The 17,765-nt window shown below is 32.9% G+C and carries 15 protein-coding genes; 6 read left to right on the top strand and 9 right to left on the bottom strand.

Going from position 1 to position 17,765, the window contains the following annotated elements:
* Nucleotides 1–151: 151 nt before the first annotated feature.
* Complete coding sequence (gene trxA, locus MY04_RS04610) at nucleotides 152–472, bottom strand: thioredoxin (RefSeq protein ID WP_066206995.1); 321 nt, start codon at nucleotides 470–472, stop codon at nucleotides 152–154.
* A gap of 98 nt (nucleotides 473–570) precedes the next feature.
* Entirely contained in the window at nucleotides 571–1,149 is a 579-nt protein-coding gene (locus MY04_RS04605; RefSeq protein ID WP_066206994.1) for a nitroreductase family protein, read from the bottom strand.
* A gap of 161 nt (nucleotides 1,150–1,310) precedes the next feature.
* Between MY04_RS04605 and MY04_RS04600 the strand changes: the two genes are divergently transcribed.
* Both MY04_RS04600 and MY04_RS04595 read left to right on the top strand, forming a co-directional pair.
* Entirely contained in the window at nucleotides 1,311–2,489 is a 1,179-nt protein-coding gene (locus MY04_RS04600) for a proline dehydrogenase family protein (protein ID WP_066206992.1), read from the top strand.
* Nucleotides 2,490–2,639: 150 nt separating this feature from the next.
* Entirely contained in the window at nucleotides 2,640–2,783 is a 144-nt protein-coding gene (locus MY04_RS04595) for a hypothetical protein (protein WP_158297564.1), read from the top strand.
* Here MY04_RS04595 and MY04_RS04590 read toward each other — a convergent pair.
* Complete coding sequence (locus MY04_RS04590; RefSeq protein WP_066206991.1) at nucleotides 2,773–5,307, bottom strand: ABC transporter permease; 2,535 nt, start codon at nucleotides 5,305–5,307, stop codon at nucleotides 2,773–2,775. The two genes, MY04_RS04595 and MY04_RS04590, sit on opposite strands and share 11 nt — an antisense overlap.
* A gap of 101 nt (nucleotides 5,308–5,408) precedes the next feature.
* Here MY04_RS04590 and MY04_RS04585 point away from each other — a divergent pair, with 101 nt between their 5' ends.
* Nucleotides 5,409–6,839: a voltage-gated chloride channel family protein gene (locus tag MY04_RS04585; RefSeq protein ID WP_066206990.1), complete on the top strand. Its 1,431-nt coding sequence runs from the start codon at nucleotides 5,409–5,411 to the stop codon at nucleotides 6,837–6,839.
* Nucleotides 6,840–6,898: 59 nt separating this feature from the next.
* On the opposite strand, the gene MY04_RS04580 is transcribed toward MY04_RS04585, so the two are convergent.
* Both MY04_RS04580 and MY04_RS04575 read right to left on the bottom strand, forming a co-directional pair.
* Nucleotides 6,899–7,738, bottom strand: a complete 840-nt coding sequence (locus tag MY04_RS04580) for a bifunctional methionine sulfoxide reductase B/A protein (protein ID WP_066206988.1) — start codon at nucleotides 7,736–7,738, stop codon at nucleotides 6,899–6,901.
* Nucleotides 7,739–7,740: 2 nt separating this feature from the next.
* A complete protein-coding gene (locus MY04_RS04575) occupies nucleotides 7,741–8,403 on the bottom strand; it encodes a hypothetical protein (RefSeq protein WP_066206983.1) in 663 nt (220 codons plus the stop codon).
* Between the two features lie 167 nt (nucleotides 8,404–8,570).
* On the opposite strand from MY04_RS04575, the gene dapA reads away from it, so the two are divergent.
* Complete coding sequence (gene dapA, locus MY04_RS04570) at nucleotides 8,571–9,494, top strand: 4-hydroxy-tetrahydrodipicolinate synthase (RefSeq protein ID WP_066206980.1); 924 nt, start codon at nucleotides 8,571–8,573, stop codon at nucleotides 9,492–9,494.
* An 87-nt stretch (nucleotides 9,495–9,581) separates the two neighbouring features.
* Here the strand turns inward: dapA and MY04_RS04565 are convergent, their stop codons facing one another.
* Nucleotides 9,582–11,033, bottom strand: a complete 1,452-nt coding sequence (locus MY04_RS04565; RefSeq protein ID WP_066206977.1) for a LysM peptidoglycan-binding domain-containing protein — start codon at nucleotides 11,031–11,033, stop codon at nucleotides 9,582–9,584.
* A 188-nt stretch (nucleotides 11,034–11,221) separates the two neighbouring features.
* On the opposite strand from MY04_RS04565, the gene MY04_RS04560 reads away from it, so the two are divergent.
* Nucleotides 11,222–12,139 (top strand): DMT family transporter, encoded by a 918-nt coding sequence (locus MY04_RS04560; RefSeq protein WP_084005770.1) that lies wholly within the window; start codon nucleotides 11,222–11,224, stop codon nucleotides 12,137–12,139.
* On the opposite strand, the gene MY04_RS04555 is transcribed toward MY04_RS04560, so the two are convergent.
* Nucleotides 12,117–12,779, bottom strand: coding sequence for a hypothetical protein (locus MY04_RS04555; protein ID WP_066206972.1), 663 nt, complete (start codon nucleotides 12,777–12,779; stop codon nucleotides 12,117–12,119). The two genes, MY04_RS04560 and MY04_RS04555, sit on opposite strands and share 23 nt — an antisense overlap.
* A 64-nt stretch (nucleotides 12,780–12,843) precedes the next feature.
* Between MY04_RS04555 and MY04_RS04550 the strand changes: the two genes are divergently transcribed.
* Complete coding sequence (locus MY04_RS04550) at nucleotides 12,844–13,728, top strand: hypothetical protein (protein ID WP_066206971.1); 885 nt, start codon at nucleotides 12,844–12,846, stop codon at nucleotides 13,726–13,728.
* 40 nt (nucleotides 13,729–13,768) lie between these two features.
* Here MY04_RS04550 and MY04_RS04545 read toward each other — a convergent pair whose 3' ends face one another.
* Entirely contained in the window at nucleotides 13,769–16,288 is a 2,520-nt protein-coding gene (locus MY04_RS04545) for a TonB-dependent receptor (protein WP_066206967.1), read from the bottom strand.
* 243 nt (nucleotides 16,289–16,531) lie between these two features.
* Nucleotides 16,532–17,737: an NAD(P)/FAD-dependent oxidoreductase gene (locus tag MY04_RS04540; RefSeq protein ID WP_066206964.1), complete on the bottom strand. Its 1,206-nt coding sequence runs from the start codon at nucleotides 17,735–17,737 to the stop codon at nucleotides 16,532–16,534.
* Nucleotides 17,738–17,765 lie beyond the last annotated feature (28 nt).

Here is a 17,765-nt window from a genome sequence, read left to right as displayed (position 1 = left end):
AAAATTAAGTCAGGAATTTGAGGCATAATAGATGGGGATGGGCGACTGCTTACATTGTTTTAGTGTATCGTTATTTTAGGACTGTACACATTGACCAAAAAAAAGGGACCTTAACTCAATAAGATCCCTTCCTTTTAATGTTTTTCCTTGTTTACAGTTGGGCTGTAATTTTTTCAGAAAGTTCAGCTTTAGAACCTGCACCAATGTGCTTGTCTACTTGCTCGCCATTTTTAAATACCAACATAGTTGGGATAGAACGGATACCGAACTTAGCAGCTGCTTGAGGGTTAGCATCAACATCTAACTTACCAATTACAGCATCTGTCAATTCAGTAGCTAATTCTTCAATGATTGGAGACATCATCAAACAAGGTCCACACCAAGTTGCCCAAAAGTCTACCAATACTGGCTTATCTGATTTTAATACTACTTCATCGAAGTTAGCGTCTGTAATTTCTATTGCTTTTCCCATTATGATAATGTTTTATTTCATATGAACAAATTATCATCTGTTCAACTATCTTTAATAACGTCACAGATTTTATTTGGTTGCACAAATGTAGTAAAATATCATTCATTTACCCAAGTAACTTTATCAGATATATTGTCTCTATTGCCAACTTTTTTCTGACCTGAAATTGTACCGATATAAAATAAGCCCATAAACTCATCTTCTTCATTAAGTCCAAAATACTCTTTAGCTTGAGGAAATTTGACTAAACCTCCTGTGGACCAATACCCTCCATATCCTTTGGCTGAAACACCTAAAGCTATATTCTGAACTGCACAAGCCACCGCTAACATTTCTTCTTGCTTTGGTATTTTTTTATTGGTTCCTCTATGCATTATTATTCCGATCACATAATTTGATAAAAGAGGAAGCTTTTTTAGTTTTTCGTATCTCTTCTCTTCAAATTCTTCTTCAGGAGTATTTTTTTTGTAGACTTTACCCTGAACATCAGATAAAGTTTGTAATCCCTCCTTTTCGAATACAACAAAACGCCAAGGTTGAGTTAAACCATGGTTAGGGGCCCAATTTGCATCTTCTAGAAATTCCATGATATCCTCTTTAGGGATTTCTTCTTGTGTATATTCTAAAGGATAAAATGATCTTCTTTCTCTTATGTTTTTTGAAATCTGTTCGTACATCTTGTTATTGATTTTTATTATCCAAAATTACAGAAGTTTATTAATTTTTTAGATGAATAAACTTACTTATTTCAACATGTTGAACTACATTTGTAGTAGATTAAGGTTAAACCTACCTTAATAAAATACTAACACCACACATATAACATAATTCTACCACTATGGTTGACACAAACACGGTTAATTTTAAAGATACCAAGACCGCATTTGAATGGAGAAATGATAACGAGTTAAAACAAACTTACGCCTTATTTGCCATGATGGGATCTCCCAATCTTGTTAAGTTAGGTACGGCTTGTCTTAACCTTGCATTTAAAGTTAACTTACCTATCAAATCTTTAGTTAAAAAAACGCTTTTCAAACAATTTTGTGGAGGCGAAACTATTAATGATAGTATCGATACTATTAATACGTTAGGTAAGTTTAAAATAGGTTCTATTTTAGATTATTCAGTAGAAGGTGCTGAAACAGATGAGAGTTTTGACCATACTGTTTCTGAAATTCTTCAAACTATTGAAAAATCTTCTCAAGAAAAACACATCCCATTTTCTGTATTTAAGCTTACTGGTATTGCTAAAATTAGTTTATTAGAAAAAGTACACGCTGGTGAAACTCTTACTTCTGATGAAAAGATAGATTGGGATAAAGTTGTAGAAAGAGTTGAATTATTATGTGCTACTGCTTATAAAAAAGACGTTAGAATCTTTATTGATGCTGAAGAAACTTGGATGCAAGGCCCAGTGGATGAACTTGCTTTCAGAATGATGAAGAAATACAATATAGAAAAAGCAATTGTATATAATACTTATCAAATGTATTTACATGCAAAATTAGCTCAATTAAAAGTTGATTTTGAAAATGCTCAAAAAGACGGATACATATTAGGTGTAAAGCTTGTAAGAGGTGCCTATATGGAAAAAGAGGGAGAACGTGCTCAAAAAATGGGTTACGAAAATCCTGTTCAACCTTCTAAAGAAGCTACAGATAAAGATTATGACGCAGCATTGAACTTCATCATGGATAACCACAAAGGCTTTGCTTTATGTGCAGGTTCTCATAATGAAGAGTCAAATTTATTGCTTGTTGACTTAATGAATAAATATGGGATCTCTTCTACAGATACAAATTATTTCTTCGCACAATTATTTGGCATGAGTGATCATATCTCATTTAACTTATCAAAAAAGGGATATAACGTTGCTAAATATTTACCTTACGGACCTGTTAAAGAAGCACTTCCATATTTATTTAGAAGAGCTGAAGAAAACACTTCTGTTGCAGGACAAGCAAGTAGAGAACTTACTCTTGTTAAAGACGAGATAAACAGACGAAGTCGTTAGAATTTCGTTATATCAAATATGATTAAACCCATTTAAACTTTGATTGTTTAAATGGGTTTTAATTTTTTCTGGTAAAATACTATAAATAACAAAAATATTTATATATTGTGATCAAATAAACTACTATATTATAAATAAAAACAAATATCTATGAAAGCAAGACTGTTATTCTTTGTAATAGGCTTATTTTTTTTGGTCGGGGTACATCACTATTTAACAGAAAATCAAGAAGCTGAGCAAAAGGAAGCTAAGATTGAAATGAATTCATTTAATTCTGCTACTTCTATTGAATAGTTGAATCTCTAAGCACTTCTAAAGGACTTACTTTAGTGATCTGTCGCATATAAACAATCCCCACAAGTATGGTGAGTACTACAATTGAAGATGTCACCAAAATACTATCTGATATTGCTATAAAGAAAGGAATATCAAATACAAAGTAGGCCAATAAAAAGCTTCCAATCCATCCGAGAAGCATTCCAGTAAGTGATGATAATAAACCAATTAGACAATATTCTATGAGGCTTATCATTATCAGATTACTACTTTTCGCACCCAAACTTCGTAACACTCCTGCATCATTCTTTCGTTGATGCTTGCTAATTGATAAACTACTCCACAACACCAAAAATCCCGATAATATACAAATCCCTCCTAGCCATTTAAATACAAAAGCTACTCGATCCAATATGTCATTTAACGATTGGAAGATCACTGCTAAATCAATTGTACTTATATTTGGGAAGTTCTTTAATACTTTTGATTGAATATCACTTATCCTCACTTTGTCTTTTACATTCGCCCCTATCACATGAAAAGCTGGTGCTGCTTCCAATACTCCTGACGGAAAAAGGACAACAAAATTTGCTTCCATACGAGCGAAATCAACTTCTCGAATATGAGAAATTTTTGTTTTCACTTTATAACCTTGAACATCAAATAGTAATTGATCACCAAATTGCATCCCTGAAGACTCTAAGAATGATTTTGAAATAGATATTGGAACTATTTCATTTATTGAAGACTTCCCTATCCATGTACCTTCTGCAGTTTTTTCATTTTCCTTTAAATGATCTCTAAATGTCACCCTATACTCTCTATCAAACACCCAACGTTTTACTTTTAGAGTAGAATCTGCTAATGTTTCTTTTTTATTCTTACTATTTAGAGATTTCAAACTCATGGTAACAACAGCGGCATCCTGTTCAATATTCACCTCATTTTTATTTAGTAATTCTGACAAAGGTTCAACCTGCCCTTTCTGAACATCATAAAATATTAAATTGGTATCCCCTTCCTTACCTACATTTTGAACTTTATCAATCAGAATTCCTCTAATAGATAACATACAAATGATTAAAAACACTCCTAAACCAATAGTAATACCTAGAATGAGTGTCTGATTATTAGGACGATATAATTGAGATATCCCAAATTTTAAATTAAATGGAAGTTGTCCAACCTTCACTTTTCTAAGGATAGAAATAAAACTTTTACTGATGACCGCCAAAAGAGCAATTACAAAAACTATAGAAAATAGAAAAATAACAGCCTTTAAAACTTCACCTAATTGCCAATAGGCAAATCCAAAAATGAACAAACCGATGACTAATGTTAAGGTTATCTTTTTATCCAGATTATTTGATGTTGTCAGTAGATTGAGGTTTCGTAAAACATAAACCGGGGTTACATCAAGAATTTGAAGTAAAGGATACCAACCAAATAATACTGAGATGATAATACTCAATAAAATACCATAAAGAGATGCTTGTATGGATAAATCATTACTCACATCTACCATTAGCAAATCAGAAAAGAGTATTGGGAAATATATTTGAGCAAGTGAGCCTATTGCTGCTCCTAAAACACCTCCGATAAACCCGAGAATTACAATTTGAATGGAATAGATCAAAAATGTTTCAGAGGTTGTTGCTCCCAAACATCTCAAAATAGCCACAGATTTTAATTTTCCTTTGATGTAAATATAAATACCACTCGACACTCCCAAACAACCTAGCAACAAGGAAATGAAAGCGACGAGTTTTAAAAATGAATCAATATCATTAAAGAAACGCCCTATTCGAGCAGTATTGTTTTCCGTTGTAGCAACTCTTAATTTATTATTTTCTATTATTTGATCTTTTTCCGTTATAAGATTTTGGACATCATATTTATCAGGGTATTGAAAAAAGTATCGGTAATTAACACGGCTACCTTTTTGTATTAAGCCTGTAGATGATAAGTATTTAAAAGGAAAGTAAACTATAGGAACTGTTGCCGCCATAATACTACTCTGACCAATTCCTTTTTTTATTGTCCCCGCAATCTTAAAACGGGTTTGTCCAAACTGAATAGAATCTCCTATATTTGCTTCTAATTGAAGCATTACTGCACTATCTACAAATACTATTTTATCTTTTCTTTCCCATTCTATAATGGCTTCTTCTGGGGCTACTTCCAATTGACCATAAAAAGGAAATCCTTTTTCCAAGGCTCTTAGGTCAACCATTCTATTTTTGGATGATTTCTCATTATAAGCAATAGAAGCAAAATTATATTGACGGATAAATTGACTTTCTTTTGTTGTAAAATTATTTAAAATAGAGTCTTTTAACTCGTAATTAGCTCTAATTTCAAGGTCAGCACCTAAAATTTCTTTTGATTGCCTATTTAAATCTTTTTGAACATTTTCTGAAAAAGTCATCAAAGCAACCAAACTTGCTATACCAACAATCACTGAAGTAATAAATGGGCCAATTTTTTGAATACTTTGTTTTAAGTCTCTTATCGAATTGTTGACAACGAATTTTATTCTCATAATTCTTAAATGAAACTTTACAGTTTCGTTTGTTTCGTTTTTTATCTCGTAAAATCTTTTAACTTTACTTATCAAATCATTATCTAAATTAAATAACTTTTATGGCTTTTTTAGGGTATACTCACGAACAATTTCCAAAGTGGGTTAAAAAAGTAGAACAATTCCCGGTGTTTTTATACATACTAAAGTGGGTTTTAATTGGCCTATTAGTAGGTGGTTTAACAGGGTTGGGATCAGCCCTATTCTTGTGGGGCCTTCATTGGGCAACAGGTTGGAGAGGTGATAATCAATGGATTATATTCGCATTACCTATAGGTGGTTTTCTTATTGGAGCCTGTTATCATTACTTAGGGCAAGATGTAGTAAAAGGTAATAATCAATTACTTGATGAAATTACGAGACCAAATAGAATCATTCCTTTAAAGATGGCTCCGTTGGTAACTATAGCGACTATTGCAACTCACTTCTTTGGTGGATCAGCAGGTCGAGAAGGTACAGCCGTTCAAATGGGTGGTGCTATTGCCGATCAGTTTACTAAAATATTCAAGTTAGATAAATACGACCGTAAATTATTAATTATATCAGGTATTGCTGCTGGTTTCTCCTCTGTATTTGGAACTCCACTGGCTGGTGCAATTTTCGGATTAGAAGTATATATCATTGGTCGTATGCGTTATGAAGCCATCTTTCCAAGCTTCTTTACTGCTATTGTCGCCAATTATGTTACTCATCATGTAGGTCATGAGTTGGGTATACATCATACCGATTATTTTGCTTTATTCTTTGATGGTCTTCAAATACCAGAAATGACTTTAGAAAACCTTCTGCTTTGCGTACTCGCTGGTATTGCATTTGGTTTAACTGGCATGCTTTTCAGTAAAGCCAACCACTTTTTTGGACATTTATTTAAATCAAATATTAAATATGCTCCTGCAAGACCAATGATAGGTGGAGTTGTATTAGCTTTAGCTATCGTACTTTTAAACATGAACCATGGTTTAGATTACAGTAATTATGATATGAAATACTTTGGTTTAGGTGTACCCATCATTAGTCAATCGTTTACTGTAGAGATGCATTGGTACGATTTCTTGATGAAAACATTAACGACATCGTTTACACTTGGTGCAGGATTTAAAGGTGGTGAGGTGACTCCATTATTTTACATTGGTTCTACATTGGGTAGTTTCTTGTCGTCATTCGATTTATACAATGCTATCCCTATTGCTTTATTAGCTGGAATGGGCTTTGTGGGTGTATTTAGTGGTGCCACCAACACTCCTATGGCTTGTACTGTAATGGGTATCGAACTATTTGGTCATGAATCTGCAGTTTTTATAGCTGTAGCCTGTATTACTGCTTACATGTTCTCAGGTCATACAAGTATTTATAACTCTCAAATTCTTGGATCTCCAAAACATGTTGGTCAAGAGAACGAAAAAGGAAATACCCTTTCAGAAATTGAAGTAATAAGAGAAGCAGAGAAAAAGCATTTAAAATCTCGTCATGATAAAGATGAAGATAATAAATAATAGCACTCTTTATTAATAAAAAAACAGGTGGTCTTATGAAACAACCTGTTTTTTTATCATTAGAATTTTTTCTCGTAGATGTGGCAATAAGGTTTACCAGCAGTTTTTTCATAATAATCTTGATGGTAATCTTCTGCAGGGTAAAATTGTGTTGCTTTAGTAACTTTAGTTACGACATCAATCCTTTTTGCCTTTAATTGAGCAATTAAGATAAATGCCATGTTTTTTTGTTCCTCATCTACATAAAAGATTTCAGAACGGTATTGAGTTCCAATATCAGGTCCTTGTTTATTTAACTGTGTAGGATCATGCGTTTCGAAAAATAATTTTGCTAGGGATTCATAACTTATTCTATCCGGATCAAATACTACTTTACAAGCTTCTGCATGCCCCGTATTTCCAGAGCAAACTTCTTCATAAGTTGGATTTTCAGTCGTTCCACCTATGTAACCTACCTCACAAGAAATTACACCTTTTGTTCTTAAGAAATAATATTCAGTACCCCAAAAACAACCTGAGGCGAAAATGGCTGTTGACAATTTTGAATCCTTAGCTTCAAAATTTAATGAAATAGAATTCACACAATGTCGAGTATTTTTTGGAGTCAAACCCTCCCCTTCAAATACATGTCCCAAATGTGCATCACAGTTATTACATAGAATTTCTGTACGCTTTCCGTCTGCATCTTTTACCTTCTTTATTGCTCCATCTATTTCATCATCAAAAGCAGGCCAACCGCAATTGGCCTCGAATTTATCCTTAGAATTATACAATGGGGCATCGCACCTTTTACAAGTATAAACTCCTATTTCATTATGATAGTAAAATTTACCAGTAAAAGGTTGTTCTGTACCTTTATTTTCAATTACCCACTTTTCAAATGGAGTTAATTCATTCATAATTAATCATTTACTAAATTATGTAATAGACCGAAGGTTCTGTTTACATCATTTTTATCTAGGATAAGCGTAAACTCATTGGTGGTAGAAATCACCTCAACAATATTGATACCTTCCCATGCAATTTTCTTTAATAAGTAATAATATATACCTGGAACGGAAGTATTATCTTGAGGCAACCTCATAGTTAATGAAGCAAGGTGTTCTTTTTTGCTAATTACCTCTTCTCCTTCAAAAATTTTCACCAATTGATCGGTCATCTTTTTACTAGTTACAAGATTGGTTTCATACACCCCTTTTGAGGATGCTTGAAAAACATCTTTCTCACCTTGTATAACCTTTAAAAGTTCTTGTTGTTTACCCAAAAGAGTTGGAGAATTCTTAAAAGTGTAATCAATTAAATCAGATCGTACGATGATTTCCCCCATTTTTTTCAAATAATCCAACACTTCGTGCTCAATATCAAGTTTTGAAAGTTTAGGTCTTAACCTCTGAATTGCCATAACAACCCCACCTATTTGCACGTCTTTCATCAATTTCTCCTCTACTTCTGGCATAATTTGTCTTGCCAATCCAGTATAGTTAACAATGCCGTCAACTATGGCTTCTTCTAAAAATGGAGACTTACGGACAATCTCTTCTACTGCTTCTGCAATTGTTATCATATTTTCTAATGTTATCTATTTAAGTTATAAATATAACAACTTGTTACGAAAAGGTTTTCTTTTTATTGAATATTTGTTCAAAATACTTGAACTGATTAAATTTATATTCGTATTAATTATAAGACACATACAAGAAAATTACATATATTAATTTTTATATATAAATCATGGAATCATTTATTGGACAAGGTATCGCACTAGTAACACCGTTTACAAAAGAGAGAGAGGTTGATTTCCCTGCTTTAAAAAAGTTATTAGATCATACTAAAGATGCAGAATATTGGGTAGTAAATGGAACTACTGCGGAAAGTGCTACTTTGACTAAGGATGAAAAGAAACAAGTTTTAGAATTTGTAAAGCAAAACAATCCTACCAATAAACCAATTATGTTTGGTAACGGCAGTAACAACACTGCTGAGGTGATTCAAAATTTCAAAGAATTTGACTTGACTGGCGTTGATGCCATTCTATCAGTTTGTCCATATTATGTAAAACCTTCTCAACAAGGTATTATTGCACATTATACTGCTATTGCAGATGCTTCACCACTTCCAGTTCTTTTATACAATGTACCAGGACGTACAGGTGTAAACATGAATGTGGATACAATTGTGGAGTTATCGAAGCACAAAAATATTTTTGGTATTAAAGATGCTTCTGCCGATTTAACTCAAGCAATGAGAGTGATTAGTGCAACTCCAGACGATTTCTTATTTATTTCAGGTGATGATGCTATGACAGTTCCAATTATCTCAATTGGAGGTTCTGGCGTAATTACAGTTTTAGGAAACGTTGTTCCACAAGAATTTGGAAGTACAGTTCAACAAGCATTAAACGGTAACGCAAAACAAGCAACTATGCAAATGTCGCAACTGTTAGACTTTACTGATGCACTTTTTGAAGAAGGTAACCCAGTGGGTGTAAAAACAGGTTTAGAGATTGCTGAAATTTGTAATAAAACAGTTCGTTTACCTTTAGTAGAAGGTTCTGAACTATTACAATCAAAAATGTCTGTAATGTATGATCAAATTAAAATTTCATCTAAGAAATCTATGTTTGTATCTAACTTTGATGCTAGACAAGCTATTTAAATTGTAAGAAAACATACTACGTTTTATCAAACGTATTCAATAGATAAAAAAGAGAGGTTGACATTTAAATTTGTCAACCTCTCTTTTTTATTTTCTAATATATACTCTAATCGTTTGTCCCGGATGAATTACATTACTTGATAAATTATTTAATTTACGGATGTCCTCGGGTTGTATATCGTATTTATTGGAGATGGAACCTATACTTTCTCCTACTAAGATTTTATGATCAAAAAACAAAGCAGGAATTTTTAATTTCACTTTTTCACCATTTTTGAAAGTATAATCAACTGGATAATTATCTCCTTTTTCATTGAAAAGATTCTTCTCTGGTATTTTGTACCTATTTGCTATGGCAACAACCGATTCACCTGCTTTAGAATTGTACCAAGTTGTAAAGTTTCCTGACTCATTATCTTTAAGATTGGATATTTGTCCCATTACATTTCCTTTTATTTGATCAAATCTCTTGACTTGATCAGGTGTAAAAGTATGCACTCTTAAAGATTGATCTATCTGAGAAACTACTCCTTCCAATGCCTTAATAGCATGATCATAGTTTTTTAAATCAGCGGTTGATTTTAGAATATCTTTTTCAATTTTGATAAATACCTCATTGTTAGAGTTTTCAGCAACATCATCATTACTCACCTCCTCTGAATTCTCAGAGGCAGTTATACCATCAGTAGATGATCCATTAAAAAAGCTTCCGATTAACATCGTAAAAATGATTCCCATTATAAATGAGAAAGAACCGATAATTGAATACCTTAGTTTATTCTTTTTACTCAAACCCCTCTTTCTATTTTTAGGGGGATTTTTACGTATTAATCTACTTTTATCTTCCTGTTGATCTACAGTGGCAGAAGCTTCGGTTTGAATCGCTTCACTTTCTTCTTTTAATTCATTTTCAAGAATTTCAACTCTTTTATCAGCATTCGTAATGCCTATTTCTTGAGCTCTTTTGAAAAACTTTAATGCCTGATGTTTATTTTGGAAAGTTCCCATGCCTTTCTCACACATATCACCAAGTAAATAAAGCATATCACCATCTAGTAATATATCATCAGCATAGTCGTAGGCTATTGCTTTAAAAGTTTCATCATAAAGTCCTTGCTTATATAAATTCTTGATGTCTAAAAGTTTTTGAGTTCTATCTAAAATAGGAAGCTTTAAAACTTTTAAGAGTCTAATTTCTAATTCTTTTAATTGTTCTTCATCTTTTTCTTCTATAATCTGATGAACAGTATTTATCACCTCTTCACTATAGTTATCCAGCATTCTAATGACGTATTGAACTGACCCAAAAACAAATGTGTCTTTAGATTCCTGTTCATTAGTATCATTAAAGGACATTACTGCTCCTGCTTCAAAAGAATCTACATCTTCATCTTGAATAACTCTTGGTGATAAGTCCGAGATAATTACTACCTCATCTTCGTTATTTAGTTTACCAAAATAGACTTTACAGCGATCTCCAATAACAATCGGAGTGTCTTTATTAAATTGATATTGATCCTGAAGTTCTTGTATCGTCATTATTATCAAAAATAAAGTTGTTTTAGAGTTTATAGCACTTTACATACACATTTCTGTAACGTAAAATAATTTCTTTTTCTAATTTAAAAATTTATCATGAAGAAAGAAACAATATAAAAGTATGGTTTGGACTATGGGTGAATTTTATACTAGATTTGTATCATAATTCATTTCATATACTTCGATCGATGCTAACCAACAAAACGAAATTTTACTTCTTTCTAATATTTACTACGCTTATTTGGGGCGTTAACTTCCATGTTTCGCAAATTGCAATTGAACATGTTGGAGCAATGTTAGCCGGAACATATAGATATATTTTGGGTGCTTTACTTTTAGGGGCTTTTATGTTCTTTAAAAAGCCTACCGAAATAGATATTAAACAAAGTCTATCTAAATGGAAGCATATTGTCTTTTTGGGGATTACAGGTGCTTTTCTATACAATATCTTATTTCTCGAAGGACTAAAACATACCACGGCATTTAATGGTGTTTTAATTATTGGACTTACTCCTTTAAATACAGCATTGATATCAATTCCTATGCTGGGACATCGATTAAAAAGAAAGGAAATGATAAGTATCGCACTTGGTTTTATGGGTATTCTATTTGTCATCTCGAAAGGTGACCTTGAAGTCATTAGAGCACTTTCTTTCTCGAAAGGTGACTTATTAATACTTGGAGCGAATTTAAGTTTCTCATTTGGTAACGTTTTCATCAAAAAGTACTTAGGTCACATCTCTCCTCTTTGGCTGACTAATTTAGTGACATGGGTGGCCTGCTTTGCTTTCTGTATTTACAGTGTTGGCTTTGAGACATTTGTATTCCCGATGGATACAGACTTCCTCTTAGCTGTTTTCTTTATGGGAGCATTATCAACAGCTATTTGCGGGGCATTTTGGTTTATATCGATCAAAGAGCTTGGTGCAGAAACCAGTACATTATTTACCAATCTAGTTCCTGTTTTTGGAACAACAGCTTCATTTATATTGGGAGAAGAAATTAGTATTGGACAAGTTTTTGGCGGCATTTTAGTGATAACTGCATTATTGATCAACAGTATTCAATGGAGAAAGAAAAAAGCTATTGAAGCTGTTTCACTTTAAGAACATTTAATTCTTCTTTGGATAAAGTCATGGTTTCTTCTATTTGTTTGATAAAGTAATCAGAAAGGAATCCATAACATAATTCTGTTTTGTATCTCATAGACATCACTACAAAAGTTTGATTGTTCGATTTTTTCTTTAGCAAAATAATTGGAGTCTTTCTTCCAAACATATCCCAAGAAAAATCGAATTTAAAAGTTTTCACAAAATCAAATAGTTCTTGATTCCGAGAAATAGGTTCAGATTTCAATATAGATTGTCTATATTTTTCAGCTAAGATAACATTCACATTACTAGCAAAACCTTTTAAGCATTTTTCAAATCCTTTTCGTTTAGCCTCAGCAAATGAATTTCCAACGATTTCTGATTGAACAACTATATAAACAGGGTTTCCTAAAGAATCCAATTCGTATTTTGACATCGTAGAATTAAAAACTTGTTCTTCTATTGTCAAATCTCCCGGTAATTCTAAGTATCCTTGATCTCTAAATAATCTTGATTGTTTTTTAGCTTCTTTTGTTGCTTTACTTTTTTGTTCTTTAGGAGTTGGAATTCTATCCTTCTTTTTAAATTGAGCTTTTACGTTTCCGAGTATCAAGCAAAAGAAAAAAAATATCAGTATGGTTGCTTTTAATTTCATGTAGGCTTTTCTAATTTTTGACTAAATTAGTAAAAAATAATTCTAACACATCTTCATGCTAATAATGAAAAACTTTATTCAAACATTATTATTATTCATCACTTTCTTTCAATTAGGCAATACTTATGCACAAAAGGTAAAAAAAGTAGGTGCCAAATTAACAGAACCCATTACTGAAAATATATCCATTGCAGATTTTAAAGAGTCATTAAAAATGAAAGCCCAAATCAAAGCATTAGCGGATGAATTTGGCACTTTAATCGCCTCCAATACAGATTTAACTCTAGATAATTCAGGTACTAATCTCAACACCCTGAGTACATCAAATGTTAAGGGGGAATGGATTAAGACTACTGAAATAAATTACAAGTGGTTTATAGAAGAAAATGATAATGGACAAAAACTGTATTTATCTTGTGAAGTAAAAGGTAAAGCAAGAGAGATCACTAAAAATAAAATTGATCTACATTCAAACTTATTGAAATGTGCGAATAAGAATCTTTGTATCACTCAAAAATTTAAAGAAGGCGAAAGTTTATATTTATCCATTAAAAGCCCTGTCGATGGATATATAAGTGTCTTTATGAGGGAGGAAGAAATGGTGTATCGCCTACTCCCTTATTCAAGATTAACGGCTGATCAAAACAATTGTATTAAAGTGAATGCTGATCAGGAATACGTGCTTTTTGATGCTCAAGGAAATCAAGGGTTAGAATCTATTCAGAATAGAAATGTAGATGAACTTCAACTGTCTACAATGGGAAAGGATAAATTATATAATCGACTTTATATTGTATTTAGTACTACTAAGTTTGATAAACCAATGTTGAATACAGAGAATGGAATTAAAACACTTTCTCCTGAGGCATTTCAAGATTGGATTACCAATACGAAGTTAGTGGATAAAAACTTTCAAGATCAAGTGATCTACTTTACTGTTGAACAATAAAAAAAATCCTCTTAATAAAAGAGGATTTTTAAATAACATATTAAAAGTTAATACCAAATTTAGTGTAGAAGTATGCTCCATTAAATCCCATTTGAACAGGATCCCAATACCCTGCAGTTTCTGTAGAAAGAGGGTCTTGTTTAGTTGGGTAAACATTAAAAATGTTATTCCCTCCTATGGTCCATCTTAGCTTGGGATTAAAGCTGTAAGTAATAGCTATATCTGTAGTTAGTCTACCTGCATAATAATCAATTTCACCATCCCAATCCATCAGTTCAACAGATGAGAATTGATTTAATCTAATCATGGTAGCTAATTTTTTGTAGCTATGGTTTATAGTATAGTTAAACTTGTGATTTGGTGCTGATGCTAATAAGAACATCTGCTCTCTTTCTCCAAAGTAAATATCTTCTTTTCCAGTCAGTTTCTCGTTGGTAGTAATATCTCCCAATTCCATTCTATTGATATTACCCGCTATGGAAGTAGTGAAATTATGTGCATCAATATCAAATGAATAGGCTAGAACTACATCTAAACCAAGTGTTCTTGTATCCAAAGCATTTGTAAAAAACTGAGCAGCACTTACATCTAACTCCTTCAGTTCATCACCAATTTCAGGATCAGTATCTTCAAATGCTCCTGTTAGTACAATTCTGTCATCAATCGCTACATAATAACCATCAACAGTTAAAGATAGACCGTCTAACAAATTGGCTGTAAAACCTAAGCTTGCGTTGAATGCTTTTTCTTGTTTCAATTCTGGCATACCTAAAGCTTTTGCCAGCTCACTGTCATTTGGTGCAATTACTTTTTCCATCGTAACACCTCCAACTACATCTGTGAAAATTGAACTGTAATGTTTTTGTGCTAAAGATGGAGCTCTGAAACCTGTACTCACTGCACCTCTTACGGCAAATGCTTTAGAGAACTCATATCTTGATGCAATTTTACCATTTAATGTTCCTCCAAAATCTGAATAATTCTCATATCTACCAGCCACTGCAATCATCCATTTATCTGTAATATCTGTCTCTATATCTAAATAGAGTGCAATGTTGGTTCTTTGAGCGTTCACTTCATTTTCTGGTCTAAAACCTGGGAAACCTTGTGCTCCACCCGGTACACTTCCGTCAGAATAATTTTTATAAGACGCTTCCTCACCTGCTCCAATTCCGTAAGTATCGATTCTAAATTCAGAACCAAAAGCGATGTTTAATCCATTTAAAAAGCCATCAAAATACTTTGAGACATCAACACCTGTAACATTTTGTGATAAATAATGCTTACCTGAATAGAATGATGTTGGAGAATTGGCACCTAAAGATGCATTTAATGTTTGATCTACAGAATATTTAAATTCGTTATAACCAAATGTATTATTAAAGTCTACTTTCCAATCTTTGATATTTGTTTTCACACCTGCACTCACAGAATAATCGGCAATATCAGAAATGATATTTGGATCAAAACCATTAGGATAAATTTCAGGAACGTTTCTATCATCATCAGCTTCACGAGTCCAAGCATATGACTCACCATGTCTTACACTAGCACCACCAAAAACATATGCTTCTGTATTTTCGGATAACGGAAGACCTGCATTTACAAAACCTCCAAATCCAGTCGATAAGGCATCACCAATATAATTTCTGAATGTTTCTTCTTCAGGCATTCTATTCGTTCTTCCTCTATGTTGATATTGTCCGGTAAGGTTAATAAAACCACCTTTTCCTAGCTCAGTACCATAGTTTACATCTACATTCGCAGACTCACCATCGCCTTCACTTGTTACACCTGTACCTACATTTACAGCTACACCATCAGTATTTTTCTTTAAAACTATATTAATTACACCCGCAATAGCATCAGAACCATATTGTGCCGAAGCTCCATCTCTAAGAATTTCAATTCTTTCGATAGCAGCCATTGGAATAGCATTTAAATCTGTACCTGTATTTCCTCTACCTCTAGTACCTACTAAATTCACTAAAGAAGATTGATGTCTTCTTTTACCATTAATCAATACTAATGTTTGATCAGGACCTAAACCTCTTAAAGTAGCCGGATCAACGTGATCAGAACCATCTGCACCAGATTGTCTTTGTGCATTAAATGAAGGAGCAACATATTGAAGCAACTGATTCATGTCTAATTGACCTGTCGCTGCAGTTACATTTTCTAGGTTGATGACATCAATAGCGACAGGAGTTTCTGTTACTGTTCTATTTTGAGATCTTGTACCTACAATTTCGATAGCATCTAATTGCTGAGCTTCTTGAGTTAGTTTGAATGATTGAGGAACATCCTTTGCTAAAATTTCTTCTGTTTGATATCCCATATAACGGATCACTACTACCGCTTCTTCATCAACGATAAAGTGATATTCACCATTAAAATTAGTGGTTGTACCATGTGCTGAATTTCCTTTTTCGAAAATCATAACACCAGGAATCGCTTCGCCATTTTCATCAGTGATAATTCCTGAGATCTGAATATCTGACGCAAACGATGTAAACGTATTAAATAAAAGGATTGATAAAAGTAAAACTAGGTGTTTCATTTAAATTGTACTTTGTAGATAATGATTAGCTGACGATGTAAAGTTGTAGGGACTGCTTTGAGTTATCCAACAAAGTACTTGATTATTTCAAAAAATTAAGATGTATTTACAAAACCTTTAAATTTGACTGTATCATTAAAAAACAAGGTGTTCAAAAATTAACATCACTAATTTTGTGTTAATTTTTGAACACCTTGTTTAATTATCAACCTCTTGTTAAAAAAGAATTAAAATTGTACTATATCAAGATTTACCACTTAAATATCCAGTCGTCCAAGCTGCTTGAAAATTAAATCCACCAGTGATGCCATCAATATCTAACACTTCTCCTGCAAAGTGTAAATTTGAAACCACTTTGCTTTCCATAGTCTTCACATCAACCTCTGTAAGATTAACTCCTCCACAAGTCACAAACTCTTCTTTAAACTTAGTTGTCCCATTTACTTGATATTTATCAGCCAATAGAACTTCAACCAATTTATTCAGTTCTTTTTTACTTAAATCCAACCACAATTTGGTTTCAGGAATTTCCAGACGTTGAAGAATATAATCCCATAATCTCTGAGGTAGCTCAAAAGGGTTGTTGTTCTTGATTTGCTTTTTCTTTAAAACTACCTTCTGTTCATTGACATATTCTCTCAATTCCTGATCAGATAGTTTGTTGTACCATGATACCAAAATTTCGAACTGATAATTTCTATTATACAACATTCGGGCTCCCCAAGCGGATGTTCTCAAGATAGCCGGCCCACTTAATCCCCAATGCGTAATTAATAATGGGCCTGTTTCATTCAGCTTCTTCTCTCCTACAATTCTCACTCTTGCATCAGAAACAGAAAGCCCCATCAATTTTGTAAGGGGTTTATGATTAATCTTGAAGGTAAATAAAGAAGGAACAGGATCTTCAATTGTATGTCCTAAGTTTTTGATCCAATTAAAGCTCTCCAATTTTGGTTGCCCGCCGATTGTCACAATTACTTTATCAAATACTTGATTGGAATCGTTGATGGTTAATTGAATAGTCCCATTTTCATTTGGTGTCAATTTAGATACCGTATTACTCAAATGTAACTGCACCCCTAATCGATCAGCTTCATCAGTAAGACAATCAATTATTGTTTGAGAATCGTTAGTGTCAGGAAACATTCTCCCATCATCCTCAGCAACGATGTTAACTCCTCTATCTTTAAACCATTCAACAGTATGTTCCCCATTGAATTTACCGAAAGCCTTTTTTAGAAAACGTTCGCCTCTAGGGTAACTTTTTGATAATTTCACAGGATTGAAAACAACGTTGGTTACATTACATCTTCCTCCTCCAGAAATCTTTACTTTCCCTAAAACTTTTGATGTTTTCTCAAATATATGTACTTCGTTAGAAGCCTCTTTAGCGGCTGTTACTGCTGCAAAATAGCCAGCAGCACCTCCTCCAATAATTGCAATTTTCATACTTCGAAGATAAACAAAAAGAGCATGT

This window comes from Flammeovirga sp. MY04 (assembly GCF_001682195.2).
GTDB classification, from domain to species: Bacteria; Bacteroidota; Bacteroidia; order Cytophagales; family Flammeovirgaceae; genus Flammeovirga; species Flammeovirga yaeyamensis.
This window is presented reverse-complemented; position numbering and strand designations above follow the sequence as displayed.

Coding starts and splice junctions, on each gene's coding strand:
- MY04_RS04600 (WP_066206992.1), top strand. CDS start 1,311: ATGGTTGACACAAACACGGTTAATTTTAAAGATACCAAGACCGCATTT.
- MY04_RS04585 (WP_066206990.1), top strand. CDS start 5,409: ATGGCTTTTTTAGGGTATACTCACGAACAATTTCCAAAGTGGGTTAAA.
- MY04_RS04550 (WP_066206971.1), top strand. CDS start 12,844: ATGAAAAACTTTATTCAAACATTATTATTATTCATCACTTTCTTTCAA.
- MY04_RS04545 (WP_066206967.1), bottom strand. CDS start 16,288: ATGAAACACCTAGTTTTACTTTTATCAATCCTTTTATTTAATACGTTT.
- trxA (WP_066206995.1), bottom strand. CDS start 472: ATGGGAAAAGCAATAGAAATTACAGACGCTAACTTCGATGAAGTAGTA.
- dapA (WP_066206980.1), top strand. CDS start 8,571: ATGGAATCATTTATTGGACAAGGTATCGCACTAGTAACACCGTTTACA.
- MY04_RS04565 (WP_066206977.1), bottom strand. CDS start 11,033: ATGACGATACAAGAACTTCAGGATCAATATCAATTTAATAAAGACACT.
- MY04_RS04555 (WP_066206972.1), bottom strand. CDS start 12,779: ATGAAATTAAAAGCAACCATACTGATATTTTTTTTCTTTTGCTTGATA.
- MY04_RS04575 (WP_066206983.1), bottom strand. CDS start 8,403: ATGATAACAATTGCAGAAGCAGTAGAAGAGATTGTCCGTAAGTCTCCA.
- MY04_RS04595 (WP_158297564.1), top strand. CDS start 2,640: ATGAAAGCAAGACTGTTATTCTTTGTAATAGGCTTATTTTTTTTGGTC.
- MY04_RS04605 (WP_066206994.1), bottom strand. CDS start 1,149: ATGTACGAACAGATTTCAAAAAACATAAGAGAAAGAAGATCATTTTAT.
- MY04_RS04590 (WP_066206991.1), bottom strand. CDS start 5,307: ATGAGAATAAAATTCGTTGTCAACAATTCGATAAGAGACTTAAAACAA.
- MY04_RS04580 (WP_066206988.1), bottom strand. CDS start 7,738: ATGAATGAATTAACTCCATTTGAAAAGTGGGTAATTGAAAATAAAGGT.
- MY04_RS04540 (WP_066206964.1), bottom strand. CDS start 17,737: ATGAAAATTGCAATTATTGGAGGAGGTGCTGCTGGCTATTTTGCAGCA.
- MY04_RS04560 (WP_084005770.1), top strand. CDS start 11,222: ATGCTAACCAACAAAACGAAATTTTACTTCTTTCTAATATTTACTACG.